15 protein-coding genes and 1 pseudogene are annotated in these 15,498 nt (G+C 46.4%); 11 read left to right on the forward strand and 5 right to left on the reverse strand.

What is annotated here, in order from left to right; all coding sequences use genetic code 11:
• Positions 1–75 precede the first annotated feature (75 nt).
• Both cpcA and QUA74_RS16355 read right to left on the reverse strand, forming a co-directional pair.
• Complete coding sequence (cpcA, locus tag QUA74_RS16350; RefSeq protein WP_172185445.1) at positions 76–564, reverse strand: phycocyanin subunit alpha; 489 nt, start codon at positions 562–564, stop codon at positions 76–78.
• A gap of 102 nt (positions 565–666) precedes the next feature.
• Positions 667–1,185 carry a phycocyanin subunit beta gene (locus QUA74_RS16355; RefSeq protein ID WP_333037001.1) on the reverse strand — a complete coding sequence of 173 codons (519 nt, stop codon included), beginning with the start codon at positions 1,183–1,185 and terminating at the stop codon, positions 667–669.
• 393 nt (positions 1,186–1,578) lie between these two features.
• Between QUA74_RS16355 and QUA74_RS16360 the strand changes: the two genes are divergently transcribed.
• The 8 genes from QUA74_RS16360 (at position 1,579) to QUA74_RS16395 (ending at position 12,360) form a co-directional block, all read left to right on the forward strand.
• Entirely contained in the window at positions 1,579–1,917 is a 339-nt protein-coding gene (locus QUA74_RS16360; RefSeq protein WP_333330875.1) for a hypothetical protein, read from the forward strand.
• A gap of 246 nt (positions 1,918–2,163) precedes the next feature.
• Positions 2,164–4,986 (forward strand): cation-transporting P-type ATPase, encoded by a 2,823-nt coding sequence (locus tag QUA74_RS16365; protein WP_333330878.1) that lies wholly within the window; start codon positions 2,164–2,166, stop codon positions 4,984–4,986.
• Positions 4,987–5,221: 235 nt separating this feature from the next.
• Entirely contained in the window at positions 5,222–6,475 is a 1,254-nt protein-coding gene (locus QUA74_RS16370; RefSeq protein WP_333330982.1) for a DNA replication/repair protein RecF, read from the forward strand.
• 147 nt (positions 6,476–6,622) lie between these two features.
• Complete coding sequence (gene psb27, locus QUA74_RS16375; RefSeq protein WP_333330881.1) at positions 6,623–7,021, forward strand: photosystem II protein Psb27; 399 nt, start codon at positions 6,623–6,625, stop codon at positions 7,019–7,021.
• 451 nt (positions 7,022–7,472) lie between these two features.
• Positions 7,473–9,116 (forward strand): family 10 glycosylhydrolase, encoded by a 1,644-nt coding sequence (locus QUA74_RS16380; RefSeq protein ID WP_333330884.1) that lies wholly within the window; start codon positions 7,473–7,475, stop codon positions 9,114–9,116.
• Between the two features lie 260 nt (positions 9,117–9,376).
• Positions 9,377–10,273, forward strand: coding sequence for a polysaccharide deacetylase family protein (locus QUA74_RS16385; RefSeq protein WP_333330887.1), 897 nt, complete (start codon positions 9,377–9,379; stop codon positions 10,271–10,273).
• 112 nt (positions 10,274–10,385) lie between these two features.
• Positions 10,386–11,009, forward strand: a complete 624-nt coding sequence (locus tag QUA74_RS16390; RefSeq protein ID WP_333330889.1) for a restriction endonuclease subunit R — start codon at positions 10,386–10,388, stop codon at positions 11,007–11,009.
• A 73-nt stretch (positions 11,010–11,082) separates the two neighbouring features.
• Complete coding sequence (locus QUA74_RS16395; RefSeq protein ID WP_333330892.1) at positions 11,083–12,360, forward strand: bifunctional sterol desaturase/short chain dehydrogenase; 1,278 nt, start codon at positions 11,083–11,085, stop codon at positions 12,358–12,360.
• 150 nt (positions 12,361–12,510) lie between these two features.
• Here the strand turns inward: QUA74_RS16395 and QUA74_RS16400 are convergent, their stop codons facing one another.
• Complete coding sequence (locus QUA74_RS16400) at positions 12,511–13,110, reverse strand: glyoxalase-like domain protein (RefSeq protein WP_333330895.1); 600 nt, start codon at positions 13,108–13,110, stop codon at positions 12,511–12,513.
• Positions 13,111–13,229: 119 nt separating this feature from the next.
• Here QUA74_RS16400 and QUA74_RS16405 point away from each other — a divergent pair, with 119 nt between their 5' ends.
• Positions 13,230–13,634: a gamma-glutamylcyclotransferase gene (locus tag QUA74_RS16405; RefSeq protein ID WP_333330898.1), complete on the forward strand. Its 405-nt coding sequence runs from the start codon at positions 13,230–13,232 to the stop codon at positions 13,632–13,634.
• A 20-nt stretch (positions 13,635–13,654) separates the two neighbouring features.
• Here the strand turns inward: QUA74_RS16405 and QUA74_RS16410 are convergent, their stop codons facing one another.
• Together QUA74_RS16410 and QUA74_RS16415 are read right to left on the reverse strand one after the other, a co-directional pair.
• Positions 13,655–14,314, reverse strand: coding sequence for a response regulator transcription factor (locus QUA74_RS16410; protein ID WP_333330901.1), 660 nt, complete (start codon positions 14,312–14,314; stop codon positions 13,655–13,657).
• A gap of 175 nt (positions 14,315–14,489) precedes the next feature.
• Positions 14,490–14,753: a hypothetical protein gene (locus QUA74_RS16415; RefSeq protein ID WP_333330904.1), complete on the reverse strand. Its 264-nt coding sequence runs from the start codon at positions 14,751–14,753 to the stop codon at positions 14,490–14,492.
• A gap of 36 nt (positions 14,754–14,789) precedes the next feature.
• On the opposite strand from QUA74_RS16415, the pseudogene QUA74_RS29890 reads away from it, so the two are divergent.
• Both QUA74_RS29890 and QUA74_RS16425 read left to right on the forward strand, forming a co-directional pair.
• A pseudogene (locus QUA74_RS29890) lies at positions 14,790–15,119 on the forward strand (NACHT C-terminal helical domain 2-containing protein).
• 88 nt (positions 15,120–15,207) lie between these two features.
• Entirely contained in the window at positions 15,208–15,489 is a 282-nt protein-coding gene (locus tag QUA74_RS16425; protein WP_333330911.1) for a type II toxin-antitoxin system ParD family antitoxin, read from the forward strand.
• The last annotated feature ends 9 nt before the right edge of the window (positions 15,490–15,498 follow it).

Here is a 15,498-nt window from a genome sequence, read left to right on the forward strand (position 1 = left end):
GCAGATGCCCGGAATTCTAAACAACCGCTAACAATCAAGCTAACAGTAGCTTACAATTCCGGGCATCACGCAAATCTAGCTCAGAGCGTTGATTGCGTAGTCGATGTAGGAAGTCGCTTCAGTTGCAGCGTCGCCACTCAGACCGTGGTTGGCTTTGATGTACTTGAGAGCTTCAACGTACCAGCTAGGAGACAATTCAAATGTCCGGTTGATTTCGTCAACACCTGCAATCAGGTACTCGTCCATCGGACCGGTGCCGCCTGCAACTAAGCAGTAGGTGACCATGCGGAGGTAGTAGCCGATGTCGCGAGCGCACTTAGCTTTACCTGTTGGGGTAGAAGCGTAGTTCGGGCCTTGCATTTGTTGGGTGTACGGGAATTTGTTGTACACAGCTTGAGCTGCACCGTCGATCAAGCGCTGAGAGTTGGCGGTCAACGCTTTGGCTGCTTCCAAACCTGCTGCTGCTTGGCGGAAACGGCCGAAGGCTACTTGCAGTTCAGTGCTGCTCAGGAAACGGCCTTGAGAATCGGCTGCTGTTACTGCTTCAGTCAAAGGGGTTTTCATTGTTCTGGTTTCTCCCTAATGTTGTGTTGTTTTTGTACAAAAATGATTGTTTGCAAAAATGCGATGCTCGCTTCTTTACAAGAAATGTTCGCTTGGCTATTTTTAGCCGACTGCATTAGCTGCGCGGTCGAAGTAGCTGCCGATTTCAGACATCAGCGAGCTGCAATCACCACGGGTAACACCGTTGGGGTCGTTAGCGATCGCGATTGCTGCTTCCTTCATTTTTTGCACGCCGGCTGCAACTGAGCCACCGGGAACTCCCAGAGCTTGGTATGTTTCACGCAGACCGTTCAAGCAGCGGTCGTCCAAAACGCTGGCGTCGCCTGCAAATGTTGCATAGGTGACGTAGCGCAAGATGATTTCCATATCGCGCAAGCAAGCTGCCATGCGGCGGTTGGTGTAAGCATTGCCACCAGGAGCGATCAGTTGTGGCTGTTCAGCGAACAGGGTGCGAGCTGCATTGGCTACGATGCTGGATGCGTTGCCGGTGATGCGGTTTACTGCGTCAATCCGCTTGTTGGCGTCGGAAACCATGCTGCTGAGAGCATCGAGTTGGCCCTGAGCTAGAAATTCGCCCCGAGCGTCAGATTGGGAAACCACTTTTGTAAATGCGTCAAACATGAAAGAACTCTCCTATTTGAGTTAATTGAGTTTGGTTGCGGTATAAAACCGTTAAGTTAAATTTGTTCAGGCTACGAGAGCCTGCAAGGGTTGAAATTTGATGCCAGCTAATCTGCTGCTTCGATCGATCTCTCCCTTTCCGCTACCTGCACTATTGTTACATTGCAACGGAGGTTTAAGAAACCTTAGAAAATTTTACACCTTTTATGAGATGCGACAAACCTTGTCAATCAGTGTTTTTGTTAACTTTGGCCTGTCGTTTCAACCCTCTGATAACTTTATACAATGCTCGCCCGCGTTTGTTTATTACAAATTATTACAGGAACTTATCTCTCTTAGAAGGTAAATTCTGGTTGGGCGAGTGGGGGCAAATCTCATTCCTGCGGTAGATGCGTGAATGCAGCTGGAAACTCCAAGTCGGGTTCTGTAACCGTGCTGTGGCGGTGGAACCGCCCCAAACCATCAAGTCGGGCATCGCCTCTGTTGGCTTTCCTACGGAAAACCGAATTGTTAAGAAGAGTTAAGGAAATTAACGTTTGGCTAAAACAAGGCACGGGAATAGGGAAAAAACCAAAAATTCTGCCCCAGCCAGGATGCAGGCAGAATTCGGTAGGTAAAATCCAATCTTATTGTGACCCCGATCGCCACAGCTACAACTTTTGCCCGAAATATCACCATTTAAAGACTAAACTCAGCCGTTGGGCCTTGGGTAAAAGCCGAAGAAATTGCTAATTTTTAGTTAAGGTGGATAAGTGCTAGGAGCGGTAGGTCTACAAACGGCGCGATAGATCCGCCAGACGCAGTGAAGTTAAAAGCTTCCTGCCTTCCCGGCATCGAACCGCCGCATACGAGTCCCAAGTTAAACAGTTTTTGATTCAGAACTCAAAACTTAAAAGTCTCTGACTGTAATCAGCCACATCCATCGGCTGTATCTGTCCGGCCGCAGTCCCCTAATTGCCCCATGCTCGATCGTAATTTATGTCTTCAACTTCTCCCTCTTCTTGGCACACCGTAGCAATTGACCAAACTCTCAAGCAGCTAAGCAGCAACAAAGACGCTGGCTTGAGCAGCCAACAGGTGTCAGAACGCTTGCAGCAATACGGCCCCAACGAACTAGAAGAAACAGGAGGCCGCAGTCCGTGGTCGATTTTTGTCGATCAGTTCACCAACATCATGTTGTTGATGCTGATGGGTGTGGCCGTGATTTCGGCTTTTTTGGACATTCGGTCGAATACTTTTCCCAAAGATGCGATCGCCATTTTTGCGATCGTCATACTCAACGGCATTCTCGGCTATTTCCAAGAAAGCAGCGCCGAAAAAGCCCTCGCAGCACTCAAAAACCTCGCTTCTCCCCTAGTCAGAGTCCTGCGGGACGGCAAAACTTCGGAAATAGCAGCCAAAGAACTCGTACCCGGAGACGTGATGCTATTGGAGGCTGGGGTAAAAATAGCAGCAGACGCACGCTTGATCGAAACATCAAATCTGCAAGTCAGAGAATCTGCTTTGACAGGAGAAGCTTTACCAGTTACCAAGCAAGCCGATCTAGAACTTGCCGAAGATGCTTCGTTGGGCGATCGACTCAACCTGATTTTTCAAGGGACAGAAGTTGTTCAGGGACGAGCAAAGGCGATTGTTACCAACACCGCAATGCAAACTGAACTGGGCAAAATTGCCACCATGCTTCAGTCAGTAGAAAACGAACCGACTCCCCTGCAACAGCGGATGAGCCAGTTGGGAAATGTTCTAGTCTCCGGTGCCCTAGCCTTAGTCGCAATTGTCGTCATCGGCGGCATGATTACCTTCCAAAACGGCGGCATCGGTTTCGATACCAGCAGGTTTGAAGAGTTGTTAGAAGTTTCTCTAAGCATGGCTGTGGCTGTGGTTCCCGAAGGACTCGCAGCAGTCGTGACAGTTACTCTGGCACTCGGAACTAGACGGATGGTGAAACGAAACGCCCTGATTCGCAAACTACCTGCGGTAGAAACTTTGGGTTCAGTAACAACCATTTGTTCCGACAAAACAGGTACTCTGACTCAAAATAAAATGGTAGTTCAGCTAGTCTCTACGGGCGACTGCACAGTCGCCGTCGCAGGATCCGGCTATGCCCCGATCGGAGATTTTACCGATCGCCATACATCGACCCAAATTAATAATTTAGAGGAATATCCAGAACTCGAATCTTTATTAATTGCCTGTGCAGTTTGCAATGACGCAGTGTTGCAACAAGAACAGCAAGAATGGCAGATTTTAGGCGACCCCACAGAAGGAGCTCTGCTGTGTGTAGCAGGAAAAGCAGGCATTTATAAGGAAAAACAGTCTCAATTACTGCCGCGGACGGCGGAATTTCCTTTTTCTTCCGAACGCAAGCGGATGAGCGTGATTTGCGAAGTGCCCGGCCGATCGGGACATTCGGGATTTCCGGCAAAAGAAGGACAGCAGCCGAATTATTTGATGCTGACCAAAGGTTCTCCAGAGTTGACTTTGGAGCGCTGCAAAGGCATTATAGTCGGCGATCGAGTACAACCTTTAAATCAGGAAATGCGCGATCGCATCCTCGCCGAAAACAACAACATGGCAAGCGGCGGTTTGCGAGTCCTGGGGTTTGCGTACAAACTCTGGGAAAACGTGCCACCCGAAGGTTCTGAGGAAACCAGCGAACAAGAAATGATTTGGCTGGGACTCGTCAGTATGCTGGACGCCCCGCGCCCGGAAGTGCGCGAAGCAGTGGTCAAGTGCCGCGATGCAGGCATTCGGGTGGTGATGATTACAGGAGACCACCAATTGACAGCAAAGGCGATCGCCTACGATTTAGGTATTGCTAAAGAGGGCGATCGAGTGCTCACCGGTCAAGAATTAGAAAAGCTTAGCCAAGAAGAACTCAAACAACAAGTCGAACAGGTTAGCGTTTACGCCCGCGTCTCCCCCGAACACAAATTGCGAATAGTCCAAGCTTTGCAAAGTTGGGGCAAATTTGTCGCGATGACCGGCGATGGCGTTAATGACGCCCCCGCTTTGAAACAAGCCGATATCGGCATCGCCATGGGGATTACCGGCACCGATGTCAGCAAAGAAGCTAGCGATATGGTGCTCCTAGACGACAACTTCGCAACTATTGTCGCCGCCGCTGAAGAAGGGCGAGTAGTTTATAGCAATATTCGCCGCTTTATTAAATACATTTTGGGCAGCAACATCGGCGAAGTTTTGACAATTGCCGCCGCACCTTTAATCGGTTTGGGAGGAGTGCCGCTGACCCCGCTGCAAATTTTGTGGATGAACTTAGTAACAGACGGCGTTCCCGCTTTGGCCTTGGCTGTGGAACCGGGAGAACCGAACGTGATGAAAAAGCCTCCTTTCAGTCCGCGAGAAAATATTTTTGCGCGGGGTTTGGGTTCTTACATAATTCGGATCGGGATTATTTTTGCAATTTTGACGATCGCGATGATGTCTTGGGCTTACGGATATACCACCAACCCTAACCATGTTGGAGATCCCGAGGCTTGGAAAACAATGGTGTTTACAACTCTTTGTTTGGCGCAAATGGGTCACGCGATCGCAATTCGGTCTAACACTCAGCTAACTATCGAGTTAAACCCCTTCACTAATCTTTTTGTGTGGGGGGCTGTGATTGTTACTACTGCTTTGCAATTGATGCTAATTTACGTTCCGCCACTGAGAGCATTTTTCGGCACTCATTATTTAACGGGGTTTGAGTTGCTGGTTTGCTTCGGTTTCAGCGCTCTGATGTTTGTCTGGATTGAAATGGAAAAACTGTTTGTGCGCTTTTACAAATCTAGAAAATAGTGTTAATGGCTAACGGATAATGAGCGATGCTTCATTATTCGTTAGACTGCTCGCATTTAAGCAGATTCTCAACACTATAAAGTCATTGCAAGCGCAACGATCCGCAAAAACTCCAATTCCACAGATTCGCCATTGAATGGGTAAGGTACGCAATGGGCATCCTACAATAACTTTACTGCCAATTCATAATTCCGAATTTCCAATTCCCGATTCCCGATTCCCGATTCCCAATATTATGTATTTGAAAACGCTGCACTTACGGCAGTTTCGGAACTACTTCGATCAAAAGGTGGCGTTTGACGCTCCCAAAACTATTTTAGTAGGAAATAACGCTCAAGGAAAATCTAACTTGTTAGAAGCGGTAGAGTTGCTTTCTACATTAAAAAGCCACAGGGTAGGGCGCGATCGCGATTTAATACTCGACTCAAAGCCGATCGGGCAAATTGATGCTACACTCGAACGTCAAACCGGAGCGATCGACTTAGCTTTAACTCTTCGCTCTCAGGCGCGTCGCACACTGAAGCTCAACGGTGAACCGCTGCGCCGCCATTTAGACTTTTTGAGCGTCTTAAATGTAGTGCAATTTTCTTGTTTGGATTTGGACTTAGTGCGCGGCGGGCCCGAAGGAAGGCGCAATTGGATCGATCGCCTAGTTATCCAGTTAGAACCGATTTACGCTCACATTTTGCACCAGTATAATCAAATTTTGCGCCAGCGAAACGCTCTGTTGAAACGTTCTAAAGCAATCAGGAAAGCCGAATTTTCCGAAGGTTTTGACAAAATGCGATTTATCGGATCTGAAACTCCCGAAGACCAAAATATCGCAGAATTCCCAATGCCCAATGCCCCCTTCCCAATCCCCCATTCCCAATCCCCCATTCCCAGTTCAGAATTAGCTTTGTGGGACGCGCAGTTGGCGACAGCGGGGGCTCGCGTGATCCGCAGGCGCGATCGAATTTTGCAGCGATTGATGCCTTTAGCTCGAAATTGGCACCAGTCAATTAGCGGTTCAGCAGAAGTTTTAGATGTGAAATACGATGCTAATATTGAAGTAAGTTCGGAATTAATCGCTAAAGACAATCTTGAAGGAGTGCGGCAAGCATTTTTAGAGAAAATTCAAAAAAGGGCGATCGCAGAACAGTTTCAAGGAACCACTTTAGTCGGCCCCCACCGCGACGACATTACATTTACCATTAACAATACCCCAGCTCGTCAATACGCATCCCAAGGTCAGCAGCGAACTCTGGTATTAGCATTAAAATTAGCCGAATTGCAGCTTATTGAAGAAGTCGTCGGCGAAGCGCCTTTACTATTGCTCGACGACGTACTTGCAGAACTCGATCTGAGCCGCCAAAATCAACTTTTAGAAACAATTCAAGAACGATTTCAAACTCTGATTACTACAACTCACCTAGGCGCTTTTGATGCTCAGTGGCTGCGACAAACCCAAATTCTCTCCGTCGTTGCTGGACAAATCAATCGATTTTAGATTTTAGATTTTAGATTTTAGATTGACAAATTTTCTGTTTCATGGTATTAATGCAAAAATTTTGAAAAATTGGCATTATTACCTCAATTCGAGATAGGATAAAGGTTAATTTTGATTGTCGCTTTCCCTGCCATTTTTCTAAACCTTATGAAGCATTACATTTCGCGTCTGTTAGCCCTGGTATTAGTTGTTGTCATCGGCGTAGCGGGCTGTACCAATGTTCCAGCCACTCTGAGTGGAGATTATGGTCAAGACACATTAGCATTAGTGAAGAGCTTGAGAACAGCGCTCACTTTGCCAGAGGGCGCGCCCGAAAAAGCCGCCGCTCAAGCCGCTGCTCGCACCAGTATCAACGATTTTTTTGCTGAATACCGCCGCGATCCCGCTCTTACCAAGCTGGCCTCTTTCACGACAATGCGGACGGCATTAAACTCTTTGGCAGGACATTACAGTTCCTATCCCAACCGTCCCGTTCCTGAAAAATTGAAAAAGCGTCTTGAGTCAGAATTTCAGCAGATTGAAGCTGCTCTTAACAGAGGAGCTTAATCTCAAAATTTAGGATCAAGGATAAATTTTAACCATTCATCTTTCATCCTTGATATTGGAGTGTTAACAATTTTTAGTAGAAATATCAACTGCTTTTAGCGCCCACTATATCCAGGCGCTTTTTTATGCAGAATTTAGGGGAAAAAATACTGAAACATTGAACTGGATATGATTTCAAGTCCTGGCTTTTTACCCATTTTATTCTTTAGTATGTTATAGAGGGACTTCGTTTGTAGAATAGCGGTTTCAAGTGGCGAGTCTTATCTTTCCTGCCGTTATTCGATCGCACATAATATAAATAGTCGCCAGACAGAATTTGCATTGTGCGATCGACTTGTGCCATAACTAAGTCAACCGAAAAAAGTAGAAAATTTGTAGCTGCTTGTTGAGCGCGATCGGCAAAATGCGATCGCCAGCCAATTTAAACTAGAAAACCCCATTCAACTCTCCCATGAAAATTGCACCAACCCGCATCGCGAATTTTCAACACCAGCGACGCTTTTTAAGTGCGGTAACTGCTGTTTTAACCAGTAGCTTCATCAGCCAGCTTGTTTGGCCCTTTATCGGAAATCAACCAGCTTTTGGCCAAACATCAGCCTATTGCCAATTATCCCCTGAACAGGTCAATCAAAAAGAAGACTTGCGCCGCGCCGCCCTGTCGGGAAAACGGGAATCTCAGCAAGCATATTTTGCTGTTTTGAACAAACACGCGCGGGAAATAGCAGAATGTCGCCAAAAAACTTGGCCCGAAACCCAAGCAGTTTGGCTGCGTTTGTATCCCTGCGATGTCAGACCCGGAGAACTCGATCGAGTATTAGACAAAGTTGTGAATAAAGGCTACAACCAAGTCTATGTCGAAGTGTTTTACGATGGTCAAGTGCTTCTCCCAGCAGCCGACAATCCTACGGCTTGGCCTTCTGTTGTGAGAAATCGCGGTTACGAGAAATACGACTTGTTAGAAAAGGCGATCGCCAAAGGCAAACAACGAGGTTTAAAAGTATACGCCTGGTTATTTACCATGAACTTTGGCTATAGCTATGCTCAGCGTCCAGACAGACAGCAAACCCTCGCTATCAACGGTAAAAATCAGACAAGTTTAACAGTAAGCGAATACGCAGCAATTAACGAGGACTTCGGAGAAGTTCCGGGCAATCAAGCCTTTATCGATCCGTACAACCCACAAGCACGGCAAGACTATACTTTGTTAGTAAATCAAATAGTCAAGCGCAAGCCACAAGGAATGTTATTCGACTACATTCGCTATCTAAGGGGCATCGGGCCCGCTTCAGTTGCTACCAAAGTTCAAGACTTGTGGATTTACGGCCCAGCATCGCAGCAAGTTCTTTTGCAGCGGGCTAACAATCAGCAAGGGCGAGATTTAATTCAGCGGTATTTGACTAAAGGATTTATCAATCCTAATGATGTTCAAGCAGTAGTCAAACAGTATCCAACTGAGCGAGAACCTCTTTGGCAGGGCCGAATTCCGCAGGCGATGTCAGTAGCAACTCCACCTTCTAGAAGAGACAATGCCACATCCAGATCAGCCTCAACAACTCCCGCCGCTAACAAGCCAAACCCTGCAACTCCCACACCAAAACCAACACTGCGGCTTCCCGATACCGGCACTCTGCAAAAAGACCTCTGGAAACTGAGTGTTGCTCACGCAGTCCAAGGCATTTTAGATTTTTTGGGAATAGCAATTCAACCCGCTCAAAGGATGGGAATTCCTGTAGGAGCGGTATTTTTTCCCACTGCAAATCAAGCGATAAATCAAGGGGGATATGATTCGAGATTGCAGCCTTGGGACACCTTTCCGCCTGCCGTGGAATTCCACGCCATGTCTTACGGAAATTGCGGCGATGTAAGCTGCATTGTGCCACAGGTGCAGCGGACTGTAAGTTTAGCACCTGCGGGGGCAAAAATCATTCCTGCCATTGCTGGAGATTGGGGAAAACCTCTCAAAAATCGGCCGTCTTTGGAGATTCAAATGCGGGCAATTCGCGCCGCAACTCCCCAAATTAATGCGGTGAGTCATTTTGCTTTTGGGTGGCAAGAACCGGAGGATGAAAGGGCACGGCAAACTTGCAGATTGTAGATATATTCCTGGACGAAAAGGGTGTCATTACCTTGTTTTATGGTCGCCGCAAGAGCATGAAAGCGTAGATTTTTGAGCAATAAACCGGGTTTTTATATGGGAATCAGCGGCGAATCACGAGTGATTTGCCTAAGAAAACCCGGTTTTTGCCTAAGTCTTGCTTGAGTGCGATCGACCTTTTGAAAAAAAAAATTACCAAACTTTTAAGCTAGCAGAACAATCAGGCATAATGAGATGGTTCAAAATAAATCCTATACCTGATGAGTCGCAAACGCCATAAAAAATCGGTAATTAAAACCGTTATACTTATCGGATTGAGCCTCACAATTTCCCTGTTGTGGGAAAACAGAAAAACCGCCAATTCAAATCCGCTAATACCGATCGCACCCGTTGAAAATCCCCCGCCAAACCTCCTGAAACCCCGAAAACTAAAAACACCCCATTCTGCCCCCGCAGCTCCCTCTCCCAAACCTCCCGAACAACCTTTAGTCTTCGCACCGCCCGCGCACTTTCGCAGCCAAATTGTTTATAGAGCCAGTATTAACAACTCAAAAGTTATCGCCCTGACATTTGACGATGGCCCTTCGCCTGAAACTTTGAAAATATTAGAAGTTTTGCAGAAACAGCAAGTTGTGGCCACATTTTTCTGCTTGGGTGCAAATTTGCGGGAGTATCCAGAAATTGGGAAAAGAGTTGTGCAAGCGGGAAATGCGATCGGCAATCATACTTGGCATCACTATTCTCACAATGTTACCGAAAAAACAGCATCGAATGAAATAGATAATACTGGTGTTCATATTTATCGATCGACTGGGGCAAAAAGTTTCTTGTTTCGCCCTCCCGGCGGCCACTTAAATAACGGTTTAGCAGATTACGCTAAAAAGAAAAATTATGTAGTCGTCATCTGGTCGATCGACCCTAAAGACTTTCTGCAACCTTCGGTCGCTGCGATCACCCGTAGCGTGCTATCCCAAGCGACATCGGGGGCGATCGTATTGTTGCACGACGGCGGCGGAAATCGCCAGCAAACAGTCGAGGCGCTATCTGCAATTATTCCCAAACTCAAACAGCAAGGATATCGTTTTGTCACCGTACCGCAATTGCTGCAAATGCAAGCTGGACAAAAACAGCGAATTGCCAATCAAAAAACCCAATAAACAGACATCTCAGCCAAATCTGCTTTATCTGCATTTCATTTGCGTTCATCTGCGGTTAAAATCAACATTATGCTAAACTTATTAATCACTATAAAACCATTTATTAATCCTAATGCAAAAACTTCTCTCAAGAGATATCAACCTCCGCTATCTAATCGATAACTTCGGCTTGCAGCGAGTTCGCAACAGCGAATTTTTCCGAGAATGGCAAGAAAACTTACCCGAAGTAACAGACTCAGAAAAACAATTGCTCGATCGCATCCAAGACATATACTTCAACTTGGTAGACACCCCGCCTGTATTGGAAAATGCAGTCAAGCTAACAATTATCAGCCCCATTTTGTTTATTGCCGGTCTGTATGAGTCTCCTTTTCAAGTCAAAGCCGAAAAGTCTATCGCCATTCAAGAGGAAGACGAAGGCAGAATCATCGAAGGCAGAATAGATATCCTAATTATGAAAGCAAACTTGTGGGTGACAGTAATTGAATCCAAACAACTTTCGTTTTCAACGGACGAAGCACTTGCCCAACTCCTGACATATATGCTCGCCGATCCCGATCCAGAAACTCCTACTTTTGGCATGATTTCCACAGGTGCTAACTTCTCGTTTGTGAAGTTAGTCAGAGGGGAAACTCCCCAGTATGCCTTATCTCCAGAATTTGTAATCCGCAATCCCGGCAATGAATTGTACCGAGTTTTGCAGATTTTAAAACGCCTGAGTAAACTTTCAGACTAGCAATAAAAGCCATTTTGAGTTATCTTTCAAAGCAGACAATATCTAATATCTCAAATTTGAAACTGGTGCGAGCATGGTAAATTACTGGATAGTTGGCGCTGTGGCAATAGCTTCTGTCTGCTGGGCAGAAATAATACGAGACTTTTATCACGTCGTGTCCCATTATTGGGCACCCCTGCAAAAGCTGCACACTTGGCATCACCGCGTTTTCCGCCCGAATTTGACCGCCGTCAGCGAGACTATTTACAAGCAAGCACACTGGCGTCACGACGTGCCCGAAGCTGCGGCGATGATGGTTTTGGGCTTGTTGGTGTGGGTTGTAGCTTATTTTGGGCTGCCGGAATATCACTGGGGCGCAGCAGCGGGTTGTATTTATACTTTAGGCTTTTTGTTGAGCGCGATCGCCCGCGCGATCGGCATCAAAGGTGCAGACGAATTAACCGACATCACCCACCAACCGGGAGATTTCCTAACTCCCCCTGGCAAGTGGTTAGTTAATAAACCTTATCACTGGCGGCATCACTTCGACAATCAAAATGCTTACTATTGCGGTACTTTCACCTTAATAGATAAACTTATGGGTACAGCACTTTCTCTCAAAGGCAAAACTGTAGCCGTCACCGGTGCATCGGGAACTTTAGGGCGTTTGCTACTCAAACACCTCCACAAAGCTGGTGCAAAAGTGATCGCCCTCTCCTCTGGAAATGAGGAAATTACTTTGGATGTAGACGGCGAAAATTTACCTGTAAAAACCGTAACTTGGCAAGCTGGCCAAGAGGCAGACTTAGCCATATTGTTAGAAAAAATCGATATTCTCGTCATCAATCACGGGATTAACGTACAGCGAGAAAGAACAGGAGAGGCGATCGCAAAATCCTACGAAATTAACACTTTTTCCGCGTGGCGGCTGATGGAACTCTTTTTCTTAACAGTCCGCACTAACGAAAACATCGCTTGCAAAGAAGTCTGGATCAACACTTCCGAAGCAGAAGTAATTCCCGCTGTCAGTCCCCTGTACGAACTCAGCAAACGCGCCCTGGGAGATTTAGTCACCCTGCGTCGGCTGGATGCGCCCTGCATCGTTCGCAAACTGATTTTAGGGCCGTTTAAAAGCAACTTAAACCCGATCGGCATCATGTCTCCTGACTGGGTAGCGCAGCAAGTTGTCAAACAAGCTAAAGCTGATGCCCGCAATATCATCGTCACAATTAATCCTTTGACTTTTATCATTTTTCCAGTCAAAGAGTTTTTTGTTTCCCTCTACTTCCAAATGTTCAGCCGGAAAGCGATTTCCGAGATAACGGAAGCTGCGGCCTCTGAAAAATCTAGCGTTGAAGCTAAGATTAATTAATGAACAAGAAACCCGGTTTTTTATTAGATAAACCGGGTTTCTAACTTGGGATGTAATACCAAATTCGGCTTTAATACCCCTTTGATTCTTTTGTCCCTCTTTGCGGAGACCAAATTTTGTGTACGATCGGTTTCAACCGCCGCGTATTATTTAATTACTAACCTCAGCCATTTCAATGACGCGGCCGTCGTAATCCTTGACCAAAAAATTCAGTGGCTTTTCCCGGCGAATTTTATAACTAATGCCGCGAGTTTGTACCCTCATCAATAGCTGATCCAAACATTCGCGATCGAAACAAACGTGACGCTGGCGATTTTTTTCCCCTGCACCGGCCCCGCTAATAATGTGCAGTTGGGTATTTTTCATCAACTGATACCACAAACCCTCGGGACTCCCCAGCGTTTGAGAGGTCGTTGCCCTCCCGACATTCGGCGACAAATACAGCGGATCGATACCGGTTGTCCCCAAAGTTTGCTCGTAATTGTAGTAGTAGTGCAGCGGCACTTCTGCTACGGGCAGGTTTAGCATACCTTCATAGAACTCCCTCGCTTGTCCGAGATCGGATACCATGACCGTGTGTACCTTCGGAGCACTGGTGAGAAACATCCACATCGCCCCGGCATAGGCCGCCAGCAGCATTACCATAATCCCTTGAGTCGAAAATAAGCTGTCCAGGGGCAGGGACGGCAAAAAAGAGCTCAAGTACAAAGGCCGAAGTCCAAAAGCAATAAAACTAACTGCTAGAGTCATGAATTATAAGAAAGGTAAACAACGAAATTTAGGAAGATTGCAGTCGCGATCGCCCGCGAGACTTAAACTATTAGCTTAGCCATCTATGTTAGCAAAAACTAGCGGTTAGGCCCTACCCGATGAAAGTCTTTGTCTACGGCACTCTCAAACCCGGGCAGTGCAACTACCTCCGCTACTGCGAAGGAAAAGTTGTGGATGCTTGCCCCGCGATCGCCCGCGGTCAACTTTTTGCGCTGCCGATCGGCTATCCTGCGATGATGGCCGGAGATGGCACAGTCTGCGGTTTTCTCCTCTGTTTCGCAAACTCGGCTATTTTGGACGATTTAGACCGATTGGAAGACTATCATCCGCTGCGGGAACCGACACAAAACGAATATCAGCGGCAGGAAATCGAAATCTTCGATCGACACCTCAAACCTTTAGGCATGGCTTGGGCATACTTCATGTTACCCGATCGCGTCCGTTCCCTAGGAGGCATCTGGCTGCCCCACGGCAGGTGGGAAAATAGGTTTTTCACCAAATAAGGTGGTTAATGCCGATGAGCTTAGGAAATTGCCATTGCAGGGGGCGAAGGTGGCTCGAACCTGTAACCGTAACCTCGGATAGTTTTAATAAACTGCGATCCAGTAGCATCAACTTGAATCATTTTCTTGCGAATCTGACCAATATGTACGCTAACAACTTTCTCTTCTCCTGTGTTGTCGCAGTTCCACCCCCAAATTTTTTCAATTAGCTGTTGGCGACTCCAAGATTGACCGGAATGACTTGCCAAAAAATACAAGATATTAAATTCCAAGGCTGTTAACTTGATAATGCGATCGTTGAGTGTTGCTTCCCGGCACGCTGAATCGATCACGAATTGATCGAATACAATACGTGATGGAGTGACAGGACTCATGCGTCTCAACACCACTTCTATACGAATTGCCAACTCTGCCAAACCAAAGGGTTTACAGATATAGTCATCAGCACCGGCGGACAGGAGTTTAAGTTTATCAGCTTCGTCTGTGCGGCTGCTTAGCATTACCACAAAAGCATTAGTACGGCGCTGCATTTCCTGGCAGAGGTGATAGCCTGTAGTATCCGGCAAATTCCAATCGATAACTACTAGCAGTGGCTTGAATTTTTCAAACAATGTTAAAGCCGTCGCGCCATCTGCTGCCGACGTAAACCCTTCGATCGTAGCAAGTTTGCACTGCTGCAAAACTGCTTCGGGAATGGGTAAATACTCTAACTGCTCGACCCACCATAAAACTTGAGCAACACTCTTGAGGTCAGTATTTAGTTGAAGGTGAATCGTTTTAATTGGCTGGTTGTCACTTCGATAAATTTGGCGATTTCGTTGCCTTTTTCACCGCAATATAAAGCCATTTAAAAAGTCAATTACCGCTTAAAATAACCAGATTGAGGGCGAGGTTGGGGGTGGTATTAGACCTGGATGAATTTTTTTTTCCTTTTCCCTTCTCCCATCCTTTGAGCTTGCTCTTAATCGCAACCCTGAACGTTTCCTTGACCCAGCCCTTTACCTTGCCGTTAAATATACCTTTGACCCTGCTGTTGAACTTACCCTTGACCTTGTTCTTGACCTTGCCATTTTGCCTGTACTCGACGGTGCTATTGACCCTGCCCTTAGTCTTGCCCACGACATTCTTCTTGTCCCTGTTGTTGAACCTGAACTGATGCAACCACTGCAAGAATTTAAGAAACTACTACCTCACCCCGATGGTGAGAAGGAAATATTTAGGCAATGGTGGCAAGCTAACGGACAAGTTTGGACTAAGGAATTAAGACAAATCATAATTTCCTATCGCAATATAGGTCACGATTGGCAATTTAACGAACAGCAAAATTTATGACTGAGGAAGTATTATGATCCTAATAAATTGCTGGTATATTGCCTCAATAGCGCTTGTAATGTATCTCCTGCTGGGCGGCAGGAAATTGAGAAGACATTGCTGTTGCCGATCGCAAATCTGCAAAAAACCGAGGCCAACTGCGATCGAGTTTAATTGCTCGCCATCGCCTTCCCCTTCGCCTGGACACGGAGAGAGCCAGTGGAAATGATATAATGGCTAAAAGTTATTAGAAGTAAAGCGCATGAACATTACTCTAAAACCTGACCATAATAAATTTATTGAAGCGCAAGTCAAAAGTGGCAAATATTCTTCGGTGGATGAGGTAATTGCTGCGACGTTGGAACTACTCGCAGACAGAAGCGATCGGCAACAGAGCGATCGTTATCAAGAATGGGTCGATGAAACTCGTCCAAAAGTATCGGCAGGACTAGCTCAGCTTGAACGCGGGGAAGGAATTGATGGGGAAATAGTTATAGCTAGATTGCGGGAAAAATTTCGCAAAATGCGGGAAAATCAACAATGAGTCGCTACA

Source organism: Microcoleus sp. LAD1_D3, assembly GCF_036702135.1.
Taxonomy (GTDB): domain Bacteria; phylum Cyanobacteriota; class Cyanobacteriia; order Cyanobacteriales; family Microcoleaceae; genus Microcoleus.

What these genes read in the sequence shown, in the direction of transcription:
- QUA74_RS16385 (WP_333330887.1), top strand. Translation starts at nt 9,377, where the DNA reads ATGAGTCGCAAACGCCATAAAAAATCGGTAATTAAAACCGTTATACTT.
- QUA74_RS16425 (WP_333330911.1), top strand. Translation starts at nt 15,208, where the DNA reads ATGAACATTACTCTAAAACCTGACCATAATAAATTTATTGAAGCGCAA.
- QUA74_RS16355 (WP_333037001.1), bottom strand. Translation starts at nt 1,185, where the DNA reads ATGTTTGACGCATTTACAAAAGTGGTTTCCCAATCTGACGCTCGGGGC.
- QUA74_RS16370 (WP_333330982.1), top strand. Translation starts at nt 5,222, where the DNA reads ATGTATTTGAAAACGCTGCACTTACGGCAGTTTCGGAACTACTTCGAT.
- QUA74_RS16395 (WP_333330892.1), top strand. Translation starts at nt 11,083, where the DNA reads ATGGTAAATTACTGGATAGTTGGCGCTGTGGCAATAGCTTCTGTCTGC.
- QUA74_RS16405 (WP_333330898.1), top strand. Translation starts at nt 13,230, where the DNA reads ATGAAAGTCTTTGTCTACGGCACTCTCAAACCCGGGCAGTGCAACTAC.
- QUA74_RS16390 (WP_333330889.1), top strand. Translation starts at nt 10,386, where the DNA reads ATGCAAAAACTTCTCTCAAGAGATATCAACCTCCGCTATCTAATCGAT.
- psb27 (WP_333330881.1), top strand. Translation starts at nt 6,623, where the DNA reads ATGAAGCATTACATTTCGCGTCTGTTAGCCCTGGTATTAGTTGTTGTC.
- QUA74_RS16400 (WP_333330895.1), bottom strand. Translation starts at nt 13,110, where the DNA reads ATGACTCTAGCAGTTAGTTTTATTGCTTTTGGACTTCGGCCTTTGTAC.
- QUA74_RS16380 (WP_333330884.1), top strand. Translation starts at nt 7,473, where the DNA reads ATGAAAATTGCACCAACCCGCATCGCGAATTTTCAACACCAGCGACGC.
- cpcA (WP_172185445.1), bottom strand. Translation starts at nt 564, where the DNA reads ATGAAAACCCCTTTGACTGAAGCAGTAACAGCAGCCGATTCTCAAGGC.
- QUA74_RS16365 (WP_333330878.1), top strand. Translation starts at nt 2,164, where the DNA reads ATGTCTTCAACTTCTCCCTCTTCTTGGCACACCGTAGCAATTGACCAA.